Genomic DNA, 16,645 nt, shown 5'->3' with positions numbered 1-16,645 from the left:
AATCAGATGAAACAAGACTAAATTTGAATTTTCCTTTGAAAACCAGTATAATGTAAGAATACTATATGACTAGAAAGGAAGCCCGATGAACCAATCCATGTCAAATCTCAAATTGGCAGAACGTGGAGCCATTATCAGCATTTCAACCTACCTCCTCTTGTCTGCAGCAAAATTGGCAACTGGTCACCTCCTGCATTCTTCCAGTTTGGTGGCGGATGGTTTCAACAACGTATCCGATATTATCGGAAATGTTGCTCTCTTGATTGGGATTCGAATGGCCCGCCAACCTGCAGACCGTGACCATAGCTTTGGTCACTGGAAGATTGAAGATTTGGCTAGCTTGATTACTTCCATCATCATGTTCTATGTTGGTTTTGATGTTCTTCGGGACACCATTCAGAAAATCCTCAGTCGAGAACAAACACCCATTGATCCTCTGGGTGCAACTCTAGGAGCCATTTCAGCAGCAGTCATGTTTGCTGTTTATCTCTATAACACACGCCTCAGTAAGAAATCCAAATCCAAGGCTCTCAAGGCAGCTGCTAAGGACAATCTTTCCGATGCTGTCACCTCGCTTGGGACTTCCATTGCTATCCTAGCTAGCAGTTTCAACTATCCTATCGTGGATAAATTGGTCGCTATCATTATCACTTTCTTTATCTTAAAGACAGCCTATGATATCTTTATCGAGTCTTCCTTCAGTCTTTCAGATGGTTTTGATGACCGTCTGCTAGAGGACTACAAAAATGCCATCATGGAGATTCCAAAGATTAGTAAGGTCAAGTCCCAAAGAGGGCGTACCTACGGTAGCAATATCTACCTTGATATCACGCTAGAGATGAATCCTGATCTATCAGTCTATGAAAGTCATGAAATTGCAGACCAGGTCGAATCCATGCTGGAAGAGCGTTTTGGAGTCTTTGATACCGATGTCCATATCGAGCCAGCTCCCATACCTGAGGACGAGATTTTAGACAATGTCTACAAAAAACTGCTCATGCGTGAGCAATTGATTGACCAAGGAAATCAGCTAGAAGAACTCCTTGCTGAGGACTTTCTCTATATCCGTCAAGATGGAGAGCAGATGGATAAAGTCGCTTATCAAGCCGAAAAAGAACTTAAAGCTGCTATTAAGGATATTCAAATCACTTCCATTAGTCAGAAAACCAAGCTCATTTGCTATGAGCTAGATGGCATCGTCCACACCAGTATCTGGCGTCGCCATGAGACTTGGCAAAACATCTTCCATCAGGAAACTAAAAAAGAAGACAAACAGTGACCCTATCCAGTGGATAGGGCCTTTTTGATTATTCTACTTTAAGCAAAGACAGACTATGACGGTTTGGAAGATTTGCTTTTCGAAGCTTGTTTTGCCTCTTTTCTTGCTTGGCGATTTTGCTCGATGCGCCATTCTCTTTCATAGTATTTCATGGTCTCATAGACCCTTTCAGGAAAATCTACATCTAGTAGAATAATAGGGATGATCAAATCTGCTGACGGATGAAAAGGGAAACACCTTCTCTTCAGTAGAGCTAGAAGTGATTGGGATTTCACATTTTCCTTGTTTTTAAAATAAACTTCAATCCGATAGGAATTCCTATACTTTCCTCCAATCCGAGAGAAGGAAAATTCCTCTACATCTGCCCAAGCATAGAAATGACTGGGTTTCTTTGGGTTTGGTTTGTAGTAAAACCCCTCAGCAGTACATTTTAAATATTCCTTATCGGAGCTTAACAGTCTGTATGTCTGATAAATGACTACTCCAGCACAAAAGAGGACAAGCAGTATTAACAAAAGACTGATCGCATGAAGTTTGCTCCCCTTTTCCGAATACGAATAGAGATAAGATAGAGGTAACAAGAAGAAAAGACCAAACAAGGTATTCCAAATGATTTTCTTGGGACTACGTTTAATGACTTTTTCTTCCATCATGCCAACTCACTTAGATATTCATAGCGTTCGTATTTTTCAAGAAGTGCCTCGTTTTTCTCATCCAGTTCTTTTTGAAGAGTAGCCAGTTTACCAAAGTCAGAACCATTGGCCTGCATTTCCTCTTCAATAGCAGTGATACGATTTTCCAAGGCTTCAATATCGCCTTCAATGCTTGCCCACTCCTGCTTTTCTTGGTAAGTCATGCGTTTCTTGTCTTCTCGAACCTTGACGACTTTTTCCTTTTCAACTTTTTGCACTTGATTGGCCATCTCTGTTTCAAAGACTTTTTCATCAAGATAGTCAGTATAATGACCAAAGAAAGGACGAATCTTGCCATCCTCAAAAGCGAGAATCTTGGTCGCTACCTTATCCAGGAAATAACGGTCGTGGCTAACTGTCAATACAGGACCTGAAAAGCTCTGCAAGAAATTTTCCAAAACTGTCAAGGTCGCAATATCTAGGTCATTTGTCGGCTCGTCCAAAAGAAGAACATTGGGTTTTTCCAAAAGCAATTTGAGAAGATAAAGGCGTTTTTTCTCTCCACCAGACAATTTCTCAATCAAGGTTCCATGCGTCGAACGTGGGAAGAGAAACTGCTCTAGCAACTCTGCAATGGAAGTCGTAGAACCACCACTGGTCTTAACCTCTTCTGCTACTTCCTGCAGGTAATTGATAACCCGTTTGCTTTCATCCAAACCTTCAATTTGTTGAGAGAAATAGGCGATGCGAACTGTATCACCAATGATAACTTGACCTGCTGTCGGCTCAAGACTTCCTGCAATCAGATTGAGAAGAGTTGATTTTCCAACACCATTATCCCCAACGATTCCAATACGATCTTTGGCTTGCACCAAGAGATTAAAATCTTGTAAAATCGGCTTGTTCTCATAAGCGAAGGAAACATCTTTAAACTCGATAACCTTCTTACCAATCCGACTGGTTTCAAAGTTCATGGTCAAGTCTGTCTCAGCAATGCCACCTGAAACTTCTTTTTTCAAGTCATGGAAACGATTGATACGGGCTTGTTGCTTGGTCGCACGCGCTTGCGGTTGTCTGCGCATCCAAGCCAATTCTTGTTTGTAGAGTTGCTCCTTTTTGTGAAGGAGAGCAGCATCACGCTCATCTTGTTCCGCCTTAAGGCGAACATAGTCCTGATAATTTCCCTGATACTCGGTCAAACCTGCTCGGTCCAACTCGAAAATCCGCGTTGATAGTGCATCTAGGAAATAACGATCATGTGTGATAAAGAGAACGGTCTTCTTGGAATTTTTCAAAAAAAGAGTCAGCCACTCAATGGTCGCAATGTCCAGGTGGTTGGTTGGCTCGTCCAGAAGCAAGAGGTCGTGGTTTCCTAGGAGAACTTGCGCCAACTGAACACGTCTTCTCAGACCACCTGACAATTCACCAACTGGAGTCGACAAATCCCGAATCCCCAACTTGCTGAGAACAGTCTTGACCTGACTTTCGATTTCCCATGCTTGGAGGGAGTCCATCTCTGCCATGACCCGTTCCAAACGAGCCTGCTTGTCCTCGCTGTAGTTGAGCATGATTAACTCATACTCACGAATCAACTGGATTTCCTTGAGGTCGCTGGAGAGAACCGTATCCAAGACCGTCTTGCTATCATCAAAATCAGGATCCTGTGTCAAGTAGCCAATCTTGTAGTCATTCTTAGCTGAAAAAGGACTGACATCCCCATCAAAGCCAGAAACGCCAGAAAGGACGTCTAAAAGGGTGGTCTTACCAGTCCCATTGACACCTATCAGACCGATTCTGTCCAAGTCATGGATGATAAAAGAAATATCCTTAAAAACGGTCTTGTCACCAACGGATTTGCTTAGTTTTTCAACGATAAAATCACTCATTTTTTCTCCCTCAGATAAGCATGGATTGCTTGACGATCATTTTCCAATTCTCCATCGACAATGGCAAACTCAATCTCTGTTAAAATCTCTCCCAAGTCTGGTCCTGGCTGGTAACCATATTCCTTAATCAAAATTCCACCGTTAATCTGAATTTCTTTCTTGTCATGAATGGTCAAACTATGGTAAGTTTCTTTGATGGCTTGTGGGTTGACTTCCTTTCCTTGGGCCTGACGAAGACTTTCAGCTTGTAGAAGGGAATCCAAGTCAAAGCGGTAACAATCGCGCTTGCTCAGCTCTCCTTCTTCTCGCAAAGTCAAAATAGTCAGCAAATCCTGAACCTGCTTAGCAAACTGGCGTGAGGTCTTCCAATCTTTCAAAAATGGCTGTGCATCTTTAATCTCCAAAGCCCACAATAGAGCCGCCCAGGCTTGTTCAGAGGATTCAAAAGTGAGATCAGCCTTTAAATCAAACAGTCCGTTGAGCTTGTCTTGGCTTCCTGCCATATCTGGAAGATAGTCATAAGCTTGACTTTCAATCATGGAAGCCAGACCAACTCGCCAAAAAGGTGCCAGCAAGAGTTTATCAAACTCAACGAAGGTGCGCTCTACAGAAATTTTCTCCAAAAGCGGCGTCAAAGTCTTCATCGCCTCAAAAGTTTCTGACTCAAGTTTAAAACCGAGACTGGCCTGAAAGCGGAAACCACGCATAATCCGCAGAGCATCCTCGTTAAAACGCTCACTAGCTACTCCAACTGCTCGCAAGACTTGGTTTTCCAAATCCTCTAAACCATGAAACAAGTCAATGATTTCGCCTGTCTCATCCAAAGCGAAGGCATTGACTGTGAAATCACGGCGCTTGAGGTCTTCTTCTAGCGAACGCACAAAGGAAACCGCACTGGGTCTGCGGTAGTCCACATAGACATCTTCGGTCCGAAAGGTGGTTACCTCATACTCCTCGTCCCCATCTAAAACTAAGACAGTTCCGTGCTCGATTCCAATATCGGCTGTTCGCGGAAAAATCTGCTTGGTCTCCTCTGGATAAGAAGAAGTCGCAATATCCACATCGTGGATGGGACGATTGAGGAGGGCATCTCGAACAGAGCCCCCAACAAAATAGGCCTCAAAGCCTGCTTCTTTAATTTTTTCTAATACTGGTAAAGCCTTCTGAAATTCAGAAGGCATTTGCGTTAATCTCATAATAAGTGTTCTAATCCATAGACAAGCTCATGACGCTTGACAACTTCTTTGATTCCCAAATTGACCCCTGTCATGAAGGAGCTGCGATCATAGGAGTCATGACGGAGCGTCAATCCTTCTCCCTGATTGCCAAAGATGACTTCCTGATGGGCTACCAAGCCTGGTAAACGGACCGAATGGATGCGCATGCCATCAAAGTCAGCACCGCGAGCACCCGCAATCAATTCTTCCTCATCAGCCGCACCTTGCTGGATTGATTCCCGAACTTCCGCCATCAACTCAGCCGTTTTAATAGCTGTTCCACTAGGAGCATCTTTTTTCTTGTCATGATGGAGCTCGATAATCTCCACGTTTGGGAAATATTTAGCAGCCTGCGCCGCAAATTGCATGAGCAAGACAGCTCCCAAGGCAAAGTTAGGGGCAATCAAGCCCCCCAAATCTTGTTCACGGGAAAATGCTTTTAGTTCAGCAATTTCGTCACTAGTGAATCCAGTTGTTCCTACGACAGGAGCAAAGCCATTTTCAAGGGCAAAGCGCGTATTTTCGTAAGCAACAGCTGGTGTGGTGAAATCCACCCAGACATCAGCCTCAAATCCAGCCAAGTCAGCCTTATCATTGAAGACAGGAATTCCCTGCCATTCTGACTCAGACTCAAAAGGATCCAAAACTGCGACCAAGTCCAAATCTGGATCAGCCAAGACCATCTGACAAGCAGCTTGGCCCATCTTTCCCTTAAAACCGGCAATAATTACTCGAATACTCATCTCTACTCCTGTCTAAGATACAAAGCCTGTAAGAACACAAAGTGAAAATAGGAGTTCTGATCAAGGAGTGTCTACTCCTTGGAAGAACTATCTTTTTCACACAGGGTTCCAGGCGTGTTCAATTATCAAGATACAAAGGACGTTAGCTGCCCATGAAAAATAGGGAATGGCGCTGACTTTCCATGAAAGGCAAGACAGGCATCTTTTTTCAAGAGGCAGGTAGGCCGTGTTCAATTTCTAAGATACAAAGCCTGTAAGAACAATCTAGACGATTGGTGTATAGCTCAAGGCGATACTACCTTCTCCAAGGTGGGTCCCAATGACACTACCAAAGCTAACAATTGGGATCTCAGAATTCACATCACTCTCAATCAAAAGTTGGCGTAAATCTGCCGCCTTTTGAGGAGCGTTCCCATGAATGACTGTAATACGGTAGTCCCCATCTTTTGTCAACTCTTTGATGATTTCTACCAAACGTTTGATTGCCTTCTTTTCTGTACGAACTTTTTCGTAAACTTCAATCACACCTTGATCATTGAAGTAAAGAATAGGCTTGATACTAAGGAGATTCCCTAAGATGGCAGCCCCATTTGACAAACGTCCTCCCTTAACCAAGTGGTCGAGGTCATCTACTATGATAAAAGCTGAATTATCAGCAATTTGGATAGCCAACTTCTCCTGAATCTGAGCAAAATCATTGCCTTGTTCTGCCCATTCAAAGGCACTCTCCACCATAAATCCTAGAGGGGAGCTTGTAATATGGGTATCAGGAAAGGCAATGGTCAAGCCATCATACTCTTCTAACATATATTGGATGTTCTGATAAAAGCCTGAAATTCCTGACGAAAGAAAGAGTCCCAAGACATGGGTATAACCCTCGTCTTTCAAAGAACTTAGAATCTCATCCAATTTGGCAATACTCGGTTGACTAGTTTTAGGCAATTCTGCAGACTGAGCCATTTTTTGATAAAATTCCTCAGCAGTTAGATTGACACCTTCGACATACTCCTCCCCATCAATATTGACGGGAATATCCAAGACAAATAGATTCTCTCTTTGCAGCATCTTCTCCTCTAAATAGGCTGAAGAATCTGTAATGACAGCTAATTTCATGACTAAAACTCCAAATTGATCCCTGGAAGATCCAAGGCGATTTCTGTTACTTCATACGTCAAACGGTTGAGCATGTTCAAGCATGGACGTGCCAAGTTTTCAACTTCTTCTTGGTTAAATTCGCTTGGTTCGTTGACAATGCGACCTTCCACATGGTTCACTTGAGAAATCGTTCCGCTGATGACAAATTTGTCAAAAACAATCATGAAACTCAAGATAACAACAAGCGAAGTCACTTGGTTTTCTTGGTCATGTTGGAGTAACTGAAAGTTCACGTCTACCTTAGTTTCAGGAGCTCCGTTTTCATTCTCCCATTCAAAGTTACGAGCATCAAAGTGATACTGGCTAACAAATTCTTGTTCTCGTTTAAGATTCATTTTTCTCTCCCATTGCTACAATTTACTATGCAATTGTACCACATTTTTATCATTTCATCTAGTTTTCTAGGCTTTAGTCAATTCCGATTTCATCTTTAACAACAGCAGCAATCGTATCTACGTAGTAGTTCACTTCTTCTGTCGTAGGGGCTTCTGCCATGACGCGTAAGAGGGGCTCGGTACCACTTGGACGAACAAGGATACGGCCGTTCCCTGCCATTTCTTCTTCCATCTTCTCGATGATTGTCTTGATGGCTGGCACTTCCATGGCTTTTTCTTTCATGGCATTTTCCACTCGGATATTGACCAGTTTTTGCGGGTAAATCGCCACTTCTGATGCTAGTTGAGACAAGCTCTTGCCTGTTTCTTTCATGATTTTTGTCAATTGAACAGCTGATAATTGACCATCACCTGTTGTATTATAATCCATCAAGATAACGTGACCAGACTGTTCACCACCAAGATTGTAGCCTGATTTTCTCATTTCTTCAACGACATAGCGGTCACCAACAGCAGTCACTGCCTTGTTAATGCCAGCACTTTCCAAGGCCTTATGGAAACCAAGGTTAGACATAACGGTTGTCACGATGGTGTTTTGAGCCAACTGGCCTTTTTCAGAAAGGTATTTCCCGATGATGTACATGATCTTATCACCATCGACGATATCACCATTTTCATCAACGGCAATCAAGCGGTCACTGTCTCCGTCAAAGGCCAAACCAATAGCTGACTGGCTTTCTTTCACCACTTCTTGAAGAGCTTCTGGGTGTGTTGAACCAACATTCAAGTTGATATTAAGACCATCTGGTGTCTCACCGATAACAGTTAATTGAGCACCGAGATCAGCGAAAATCTGACGGGCACTTGTAGACGCTGCACCGTTTGCTGTGTCCAAGGCCACTTTCATTCCCTCAAGAGGAGCTCCAGTTGAAACAAGGTAGCCTTCATACTTACGCAAGCCTTCTGGGTAATCCACCAAAGTTCCCAAGCCTTCTGCACTTGGACGAGGAAGAGTATCTTCAGCAGCATCTAGCAAGGCTTCGATTTCTGCTTCTTTGTCGTCATCAAGTTTGAAGCCATCCCCACCAAAGAACTTAATCCCATTATCAAGGGCTGGGTTGTGACTCGCTGAAATCATGACACCCGCACTAGCTCCCTCAGTTTTAACCAAATAAGCTACTGCTGGTGTTGCAAGGACACCGAGTTTGTAGACGTGAATCCCTACTGAGAGGAGACCCGCTACCAAGGCAGATTCTAGCATTTCTCCTGAGATACGTGTATCACGTCCTACAAAGACTTTAGGGGCTTCCGTTTCGTGTTGACTGAGGACATAACCACCAAAACGTCCCAATTTAAAGGCCAATTCTGGCGTCAGTTCTACGTTTGCTTCTCCACGGACTCCATCAGTCCCAAAATATTTACCCATTTTATTTATCATCCTTTTCTATTATTTATTATTGTTTAGACGAGTCTGGTTTCGTTTCTGAACTCGTTGAAGACGAACTACTGGTTGAAGAGCCCGTTGACGAAGAACTCGAGCTAGACGATGCTGTTTTTGTTGTAATTTTCATAGTCGTGTCAAATGGCATAATGACGCTTGGCAAGACATTGCCATTTTTATCAACTGCTTGTAGAGGAACAGAAGCCGAGTAGTTACCCGTTATCCGTTCACTCGTCGGTAAGATGGCAATGACACGATCTACTTTGGAGAGGGTTTCCTCATCACTAATAACCGTTACTTTTTCATCTGACACAGTGACTGTATCGATTTTCACACGAGAATCAACCTGGCTAGGGTCAATCTCCGGCACAACGATCACATTATCTCGTTTTGCTTTTTTACCGACCTTGACTGTTATCTTTTGCGGTGTCGCAACAGCGGTCAAACCACTCGGTAAATTTTCAATGGTTAGAGGAACTTCGATGGTTCCTACACTGGCATTTGTCAAGTCAGCTGTCACCTTGAATTTGCGCGTACTTTCCTGCATTTCACTCGCCAAAGCAACTCTGTTTGACCCTGTCAGAAAGACGGTCACTTCAGAAGTAAAGCCACTGATAAAATACTGATCGCTGTCGTACTGAATATCGATTGGGACATTAAGTACCGTATTGGTATAGGTTTCTGTCCTCACCTGTCTGGCACTGTTGCTATTCTGATAGTTTGTTGAAGTCGCATAGATAAAGAGAATGCAGGCGAAAAAGAAGGAAGAAATGATATAAAGACTATTTTTTCTCATGTTTCAATCCTCCTAGCAAACGCTCTTTCAGACCATGTTTTTCCTCTGATGTTGGAAGTAGGATTCTTCTCAATTCAGATTCAAACTCTTCCAAGGTCAAATCGTGCTTAAAGACTCCATTATAGGTGATTGAGATGCCACCTGTTTCCTCCGAAACCACAAAGGTAAGAGCATCTGACACTTCCGACAGACCAATCGCCGCCCTATGCCGCGTTCCAAACTCTTTGGAAATCTCTGTATTTTCAGTTAGTGGCAAGTAGGCTGAAGTAACAGCAATCCGATCTTCTCGGATAATGACAGCTCCATCGTGCAAGGGAGTGTTAGGAATAAAAATGTTGATGAGCAATTCAGCTGAAATCTTGGCATCTAGGGGAATCCCTGTCGAGATGTATTCCTGCAAGGTTCTCACTCGCTGAACAGCTACCAGAGCACCAATTTTACGCGGGCTCATGTATTCGACTGATTTGACAAAGGCACGAATCATCTGCTCCTCTGCACTAATCGGAGCATTGGAAAAGAAATCCGTTGCCCGACCCAACCGCTCTAGACCCGTCCGAATCTCTGGTGAAAAGATGACTACTGCTGCAATAACCCCATAGGTGATGATTTGATTGATCAACCAAGAAATAGTTGTTAAACCAATCATATTGGAGAGAATTTGAGCTAGAATGAAGACCAAAACTCCCCGCACCAAGATCATGATTTTAGTACCTGCAATGGCCTTTGTAAAATGATACAAAATATAAGTCACAATCAGAATATCAATCAGATTGATGACGATACTCCAAGGGCTTGAAAACAAACTCGTCCAGTATTGCAAGTTGGAAAATTGCTGAAAATTCATCCCTGGTTCCCTCCTTATCAAAACACGTTCCGTTCTATTATACCATTTTCTAACAATTTTTTCCCTATCCCACTTCATTTTAATTTGATTAAAAATATGATAAAATAAACTGATTAGAAAAAACGAAGGAGAAATCATGTCTCAACTCTATGATATTACCATTGTAGGTGGCGGTCCCGTCGGGCTCTTTGCTGCCTTTTACGCTCACCTACGCCAAGCCAAAGTCCAAATCATCGACTCTCTTCCCCAGCTCGGTGGTCAACCAGCCATCCTCTACCCTGAAAAGCAAATCCTTGATGTGCCAGGCTTCCCAAACTTAACTGGAGAAGAGCTAACCAATCGCTTGATTGAACAGCTAAACGGCTTTGAAACACCTGTTCACCTCAACGAAACCGTTCTTGAAATCGAGAAACAAGATCAAGGATTTACCATCACTACCAACAAAGGAAGCCACCTGACTAAAACAGTCATCATTGCCATGGGTGGCGGCGCCTTTAAACCACGTCCACTCGAATTAGAAGGTGTTGAGGATTATGAAAACATCCACTACCACGTTTCCAACATTCAGCAATATGCTGGCAAGAAAGTGACCATCCTTGGTGGTGGGGACTCAGCAGTGGACTGGGCTCTAGCTTTTGAAAAAAATGCGCCAACCACTCTCGTTCACCGCAGAGATAATTTCCGCGCCTTAGAACATAGTGTGCAAGCTCTGCAAGAATCATCTGTAACCATCAAGACACCTTTCGTTCCCAGCCAACTTCTTGGAGATGGAAAGACACTCGACAAACTAGAAATCACCAAAGTCAAATCAGATGAAACTGAAACTATTGAGGTAGACCACCTCTTTGTCAACTATGGTTTCAAATCATCTGTCGGCAATCTTAAAAATTGGGGTCTGGACCTCAACCGCCACAAGATTATTGTCAACAGCAAGCAAGAATCCAGCCAAGCAGGTATCTATGCTATCGGCGACTGTTGCTACTATGAAGGTAAGATTGATTTGATCGCTACAGGACTGGGTGAAGCTCCAACAGCTGTTAACAATGCCATTAACTACATCGACCCTGAGCAAAAAGTGCAACCAAAACACTCAACAAGCTTATAAGAAAAAAACCACGGATCAACTGATTCGTGGTTTTATAGTTCATCTGCAATCTTGTTTATTTTTCTGAGTCTGTGGTTGACACCACTTTTGGTCAGGGGATTGCTCAAGCTATCTGCTAACTGCTGGATAGAGTAGTCCGGGTGCTGGATTCGCAACTGAGCTACCTCCTGCAAATCCACTGGTAAATTTTCCAAACCCATTCTATCTTTGATTTTACTGATATTATTAATGGTCTTCATACTGGCAGAAACCGTCCGAGCGATATTGGCTGTTTCAGCGTTATTGGCTCGATTGAGATCATTACGGGTTTCACGCAAAATCTTGACGCGCTCAAAATTATCACGCGCCTGCATGGCCCCAATCACGATCAAGAAATCCATGATGTCTTCTGCCCGCTGGAGATAGGTAACTGCACCTTTCTTGCGCTCAATGATCTTGGCGTCCAGCAAAAACTGCTGAAGGAGAGAGGCCAGCCCTTGGGCATGGTCCAGATAAACGGAACTGATCTCCAACTGGTACTTGCCAGACTCAGGATCTCGGATGCTACCATTTGCCAGAAAGGCCCCACATAAGTAAGCACGACCAGCTTCTTCGTCTGCTAAAATATCAGGATTGATACCTGTCTCCAAACCAAAGAAGGAATCCGCAAGCCGCAAATCAGCTAAAAGCTCCTGCACCCTCTCATCGGTATAGACCGTGTAGACACGATTCTTACGAAGATTGCTTCTCTGATAGTGTCGAATCTCTGACTTGATATCATAAAGATGAAGAAAGGACTCATAGAGGTGACGAGCTAACTTGGCATTTTCAGTCACGACGGACAAGGTCAGGCCTGAAGTCGAGAGACCGATACTGCCAGACATCTTGATGATGGCAGACAATTCATGACGACTGAGATGGTGTTGACCAAGAATTTCCTCTTTTACTGCAACTGTGAAACTCATTTTCTCACCTGTATAATGCGCATCAATTCATCCACAATTAAATCTCCATCATGGAAGGCTCCTCCATTTTCCAAACGAAGGAAGTTGGATGAAATCACACGAGGGACCTGCTTGCAAAGACTAGCAAAGTCATGCTCTACCTGAACCAAATATTCATCAAAACGGTTGGTATTCATGTATTCTCTAGGAACCTTTTCGATATTGACCAAGACCGTATCAATAAAAGGCCGACCTAGATGTCTATGGAGGACTTCCACGTGGTCACTGTCTGAAAAGTGCTCTGTTTCCCCACGCTGGGTCATGATATTGCAGACATAGGCTATCTCTGCCTTAGTCTCCAAGAGTGCTTGCCCAATCTCCTCGATGACAATATTGGGCAAAATCGATGTAAAGAGGGAACCAGGCCCCAAGACGATCATGTCACTCTCGAGAATAGTATTGACTACTCGACGACTGGCTTGCGGTGTTTCATCATCCAGAGTATTGGTCACATAGACATGGTCGATCATACCTGGATGATCTGCGATATGGCTCTCACCTGCCACCTCAGAACCATCTTTAAAAACTGCATGCAGTGTCAAAGGCTGATCGCTTGATGGGTAGATTTTTCCTGTTGTGTGGAAAAAGAGACTTAGCAGCTGCATGGCATTGTAAGTGGACCCTTGCATTTCAGAAAGTCCTGCTATAATGATATTTCCTAGAGGATGACCCGCAAAAGCACCAGCCTCTTCTGAAAAGCGGTACTGAAAAACCTTCTCATAAAACTTAGGCATATCCGACATGGCCACCAAAACATTCCGAAGATCACCTGGTGGTGTCAGTTGTTGGATATTCTTTCTTAGTTCACCAGAAGATCCACCATCATCAGCTACCGTTACGATGGCCGCAATATCAACATCCTTTTCGCGTAAGCTTTTCAAAATGACGGGGATACCAGTTCCTCCACCAATCACCGTTATCTTTGGTTTTCTCATGAACGGTTTACCGTTTCCTTTCTTCTGTCTTTGTCACGATGGCTTTCATTGACAGGCCAGTTTTTGGATAAATCCTCAGCTATGCGCTTAGCAAAGGCAACACTACGGTGTTGTCCACCCGTACATCCTACTGCAATGGTCAAGACGGACTTGCCTTCTTTTTTGTAACTTGGCAAAATAGGCTCAATCAAAGCAAGCAAGTGCTGATAGAAATTTTCAGACTCTTCATGATTCATCACATAGTCATAAACTGCTTGATCCTCACCTGTCTGATTGCGGAGTTCCGGAAGGTAGTATGGATTTGGCAAAAAACGGACATCAAAAACCAAGTCTGCATCAATAGGGATACCATACTTGAATCCAAAAGACATGACCTCGATACGGAAAGACTGGGCTTGTTCTTGGTCTGAAAATTGCTCAGCAATGGTTTTACGCAGTTCACGCGGAGTGAGTTCTGTCGTATCCACCACATTTTGACTCATGTTTTTCAAAGGTGCTAAGAGTTCACGTTCCAGCTTGATGCCATCTAAAATTCGACCATCTGCTGCTAGAGGGTGACTTCTTCTAGTTTCCTTATAGCGTGCCACCAATTCCTTATCTGCTGCGTCTAAAAAGAGGATTTTGAAGTCCAAATCATCTTGGTTTTCCAATTCATCCAAAACGGCCTGAATCTCTGAAAAGAAGGAACGGCTCCGCATATCCACCACCAGGGCTAACTTATGGTCATCATCCTTGGTCTCTACCAACTGCAAGAACTTTGGCAAGAGGGCTGGTGGCATATTGTCAATGGTGAAATAGCCCAAATCCTCGAAGGACTGAATAGCTACCGTTTTCCCTGCACCACTCATCCCTGTTACAATCACAAGGTGAAGTTGTTTTTTTGTCATCTATCTCTCCTTATATCAAAAAAAGTTTGGCAGAGCCAAACTTCAACTAGCTTATCCAATCTCTGCGATCACTTCAATTTCGACTTTTACATCACGAGGAAGACGTGCAACTTCCACAGCTGAACGAGCTGGAAATTCCTCTTTAAAGGCAGTTTGGTAAACCTCGTTAAAAGGAATAAAGTCATTCATATCGCTCAAGAAGCAAGTGGTTTTGACAACATGGTCAAAGTCTGTTCCTGCTTCTGCCAAAATAGCACTGATGTTTTTCAAAACTTGTTCTGTCTGTTCTTGTATAGTTTCTCCTACAATTTCTCCAGTTTCAGGAGATAGGGGAACTTGACCACTAGCAAATAAAAGATTGCCAACGATTTTTCCTTGAACATATGGTCCTATAGCTTTTGGAGCTTTGTCTGTATGAATTGTTTTTGCCATTTCTTTCCCTCATAATTTTTCTAATATTGCATCCCAAGCCTGATCCATCCCTGCCTTGCTGACAGATGAAAAGAGGATGAAGTCGTCACTTGGGTCAAAGTTTAATTTCTTTTTGATTGCTGATTCGTGCTTGTTCCACTTACCACGAGGAATCTTGTCCGCCTTGGTCGCAACGATGATAACCGGAATCTCATAATACTTAAGAAATTCGTACATCTGCACATCATCTGCTGACGGGTCGTGGCGGAGATCCACTAGACTAACCACTGCACGGAGATTTTCACGAGTCGTTAGGTACTCCTCAATCATGCGGCCCCACTTTTCACGTTCCTTTTTAGAAACGCGGGCATAGCCATAACCTGGTACATCCACAAAACGCATCTTGTCATCAATGTTGAAGAAGTTGAGCAACTGGGTTTTCCCAGGTTTCCCTGATGTACGGGCTAGATTCTTGCGGTTGAGCATGGTGTTGATAAAGCTGGACTTCCCAACATTTGAACGCCCTGCAAGGGCTATCTCTGGCAGGTCATCCTGCGGATAGTGGGACTTGTTGGCTGCACTGAGCAAGATTTCAGCATTGTGTGTATTGATTTCCATAATCACCTCTAGGCTATTTCTAGGATTGGTTTATCCGTTCCATCAACAGCTTCTTTTGTGATGCGAACCAGTTTCACATTTTCCTGACTCGGTACTTCAAACATAACATCTAGCATTGTCTCTTCGATGATAGAACGAAGACCACGCGCACCAGTTTTGCGTTCGATAGCCTTATTGGCGATTTCTTGAAGGGCTTCGTCGTCAAATTCCAACTCGACATCATCATAAGAAAGCAAGGTTTGGTATTGTTTCACCAAGGCATTTCTTGGTTCTTTCAGGATGCGAACCAAGTCATCGACCGTCAATTGCTCAAGAGCTGCAAAAACAGGCAAGCGTCCAATCAACTCTGGAATAATACCGAATTTTTGAATATCTTCTGCGATGATTTCTTGCATGTAGGAGCTGTTTTCGTCAATCGCTTTGTTGTTTTGTCCAAAGCCAATAACTTTTTCACCCAGACGTTGTTTGACGATTTCTTCGATACCATCAAAGGCACCACCCACGATGAAGAGGATATTTTTAGTATCCACCTGAATCATCTCTTGTTGTGGATGTTTGCGTCCTCCTTGAGGCGGCACGCTAGCGACAGTTCCCTCGATAATCTTGAGAAGAGCTTGTTGCACTCCTTCACCCGAAACGTCACGTGTGATAGACACATTCTCGCTCTTCTTGGCAATTTTGTCAATTTCATCCACATAGATAATCCCGCGTTCTGCACGTTCGATATTAAAGTCAGCAGCCTGCAAGAGTTTGAGTAGGATATTTTCCACGTCCTCACCCACATACCCAGCCTCAGTCAGAGCTGTCGCATCTGCAATAGCGAAAGGCACGTTCAAGCTCTTAGCTAAAGTCTGGGCCAAGAAAGTTTTCCCTGAACCAGTTGGACCAATCATCAGGATATTTGACTTCTGCAAATCCACATCTTCTGACTCTTCACGCGTATCGTGGAAATTGATGCGTTTATAGTGATTGTATACAGCCACTGCCAAGGCACGTTTGGCACGATCCTGACCAATCACATAGTGGTTCAAGATATTGAGGAGTTCAATTGGTTTTGGGACTTCAGACAAGTCTGCTAAAACTTCCTCGGCCAACTCCTCCCGAATGATTTCCTGGGCTAATTCCACACATTCATTACAGATAAAGGCGTTGTTCCCAGCGATTATTTTCTTTACTTCTTCTTGGCTTTTGCCACAAAATGAGCAATAAACCATCATATCATTTTTCCTATTTGTAGGCATGATTTCCTTCCATTCTAATTTATCATTCTATCTAAAATAAGGTCATATAAAAAGCATGGACACTGTTTACCAGATTGGTAAAAGCATTCAACCAGAGTAAGGCGGATAGTCCATAGCGCTTCTTACGAAAAGCCTGT

17 protein-coding genes are annotated in these 16,645 nt (G+C 43.4%); 2 read left to right on the top strand and 15 right to left on the bottom strand.

Annotated elements, in window-relative coordinates; translation table 11 throughout:
• Nucleotides 1-85 precede the first annotated feature (85 nt).
• Nucleotides 86-1,279, top strand: coding sequence for a cation diffusion facilitator family transporter (locus E2R31_RS07950; protein ID WP_132973858.1), 1,194 nt, complete (start codon nucleotides 86-88; stop codon nucleotides 1,277-1,279).
• A 53-nt stretch (nucleotides 1,280-1,332) separates the two neighbouring features.
• On the opposite strand, the gene E2R31_RS07945 is transcribed toward E2R31_RS07950, so the two are convergent.
• The 9 genes from E2R31_RS07945 to cdaA all read right to left on the bottom strand — a co-directional run bounded on the left by E2R31_RS07945 (nucleotide 1,333) and on the right by cdaA (nucleotide 10,328).
• Nucleotides 1,333-1,932: a hypothetical protein gene (locus E2R31_RS07945; protein WP_132973856.1), complete on the bottom strand. Its 600-nt coding sequence runs from the start codon at nucleotides 1,930-1,932 to the stop codon at nucleotides 1,333-1,335.
• The gene (locus E2R31_RS07940) at nucleotides 1,929-3,797 is read right to left on the bottom strand and encodes an ABC-F family ATP-binding cassette domain-containing protein (protein ID WP_132973854.1); all 1,869 of its coding nucleotides are present in this window, start codon (nucleotides 3,795-3,797) and stop codon (nucleotides 1,929-1,931) included. The genes E2R31_RS07945 and E2R31_RS07940 overlap by 4 nt, the downstream gene beginning before the upstream one ends.
• The gene (locus tag E2R31_RS07935; protein ID WP_132973852.1) at nucleotides 3,794-4,993 is read right to left on the bottom strand and encodes a CCA tRNA nucleotidyltransferase; all 1,200 of its coding nucleotides are present in this window, start codon (nucleotides 4,991-4,993) and stop codon (nucleotides 3,794-3,796) included. The genes E2R31_RS07940 and E2R31_RS07935 overlap by 4 nt, the downstream gene beginning before the upstream one ends.
• The gene (gene dapB / locus E2R31_RS07930; RefSeq protein ID WP_084948913.1) at nucleotides 4,990-5,757 is read right to left on the bottom strand and encodes a 4-hydroxy-tetrahydrodipicolinate reductase; all 768 of its coding nucleotides are present in this window, start codon (nucleotides 5,755-5,757) and stop codon (nucleotides 4,990-4,992) included. The genes E2R31_RS07935 and dapB overlap by 4 nt, the downstream gene beginning before the upstream one ends.
• A 264-nt stretch (nucleotides 5,758-6,021) precedes the next feature.
• On the bottom strand, nucleotides 6,022-6,870 hold the full coding sequence (locus tag E2R31_RS07925; RefSeq protein WP_132973850.1) for a DegV family protein: 849 nt from the start codon (nucleotides 6,868-6,870) through the stop codon (nucleotides 6,022-6,024).
• A 2-nt stretch (nucleotides 6,871-6,872) separates the two neighbouring features.
• The gene (locus E2R31_RS07920) at nucleotides 6,873-7,247 is read right to left on the bottom strand and encodes a DUF1149 family protein (protein WP_001050090.1); all 375 of its coding nucleotides are present in this window, start codon (nucleotides 7,245-7,247) and stop codon (nucleotides 6,873-6,875) included.
• Nucleotides 7,248-7,320: 73 nt separating this feature from the next.
• Nucleotides 7,321-8,673 (bottom strand): phosphoglucosamine mutase, encoded by a 1,353-nt coding sequence (gene glmM, locus E2R31_RS07915; protein ID WP_132973848.1) that lies wholly within the window; start codon nucleotides 8,671-8,673, stop codon nucleotides 7,321-7,323.
• 28 nt (nucleotides 8,674-8,701) lie between these two features.
• Nucleotides 8,702-9,484, bottom strand: a complete 783-nt coding sequence (locus tag E2R31_RS07910; RefSeq protein WP_132973846.1) for a CdaR family protein — start codon at nucleotides 9,482-9,484, stop codon at nucleotides 8,702-8,704.
• A complete protein-coding gene (gene cdaA / locus E2R31_RS07905; protein WP_132973843.1) occupies nucleotides 9,471-10,328 on the bottom strand; it encodes a diadenylate cyclase CdaA in 858 nt (285 codons plus the stop codon). Before cdaA ends, E2R31_RS07910 begins: the two co-directional genes overlap by 14 nt.
• 136 nt (nucleotides 10,329-10,464) lie before the next feature.
• Here cdaA and E2R31_RS07895 point away from each other — a divergent pair, with 136 nt between their 5' ends.
• Complete coding sequence (locus E2R31_RS07895) at nucleotides 10,465-11,433, top strand: NAD(P)/FAD-dependent oxidoreductase (protein WP_132973841.1); 969 nt, start codon at nucleotides 10,465-10,467, stop codon at nucleotides 11,431-11,433.
• 32 nt (nucleotides 11,434-11,465) lie between these two features.
• Here E2R31_RS07895 and whiA read toward each other — a convergent pair whose 3' ends face one another.
• The 6 genes from whiA to clpX are packed head-to-tail and all read right to left on the bottom strand — an operon-like array spanning nucleotide 11,466 to nucleotide 16,508.
• Nucleotides 11,466-12,377 (bottom strand): DNA-binding protein WhiA, encoded by a 912-nt coding sequence (whiA, locus tag E2R31_RS07890; RefSeq protein ID WP_132973839.1) that lies wholly within the window; start codon nucleotides 12,375-12,377, stop codon nucleotides 11,466-11,468.
• Nucleotides 12,374-13,351 (bottom strand): YvcK family protein, encoded by a 978-nt coding sequence (locus E2R31_RS07885; protein ID WP_132973837.1) that lies wholly within the window; start codon nucleotides 13,349-13,351, stop codon nucleotides 12,374-12,376. The genes whiA and E2R31_RS07885 overlap by 4 nt, the downstream gene beginning before the upstream one ends.
• The gene (gene rapZ, locus E2R31_RS07880) at nucleotides 13,348-14,238 is read right to left on the bottom strand and encodes an RNase adapter RapZ (protein WP_132973835.1); all 891 of its coding nucleotides are present in this window, start codon (nucleotides 14,236-14,238) and stop codon (nucleotides 13,348-13,350) included. The genes E2R31_RS07885 and rapZ overlap by 4 nt, the downstream gene beginning before the upstream one ends.
• A gap of 51 nt (nucleotides 14,239-14,289) precedes the next feature.
• On the bottom strand, nucleotides 14,290-14,670 hold the full coding sequence (locus E2R31_RS07875; protein ID WP_084948926.1) for a RidA family protein: 381 nt from the start codon (nucleotides 14,668-14,670) through the stop codon (nucleotides 14,290-14,292).
• 9 nt (nucleotides 14,671-14,679) lie between these two features.
• A complete protein-coding gene (gene yihA, locus E2R31_RS07870; RefSeq protein WP_000405196.1) occupies nucleotides 14,680-15,267 on the bottom strand; it encodes a ribosome biogenesis GTP-binding protein YihA/YsxC in 588 nt (195 codons plus the stop codon).
• A gap of 8 nt (nucleotides 15,268-15,275) precedes the next feature.
• Complete coding sequence (clpX, locus tag E2R31_RS07865; RefSeq protein WP_132973833.1) at nucleotides 15,276-16,508, bottom strand: ATP-dependent Clp protease ATP-binding subunit ClpX; 1,233 nt, start codon at nucleotides 16,506-16,508, stop codon at nucleotides 15,276-15,278.
• Nucleotides 16,509-16,645: the final 137 nt, after the last annotated feature.

The organism is Streptococcus downii (assembly GCF_004353325.1).
GTDB lineage: Bacteria > Bacillota > Bacilli > Lactobacillales > Streptococcaceae > Streptococcus > Streptococcus downii.
This window is presented reverse-complemented; position numbering and strand designations above follow the sequence as displayed.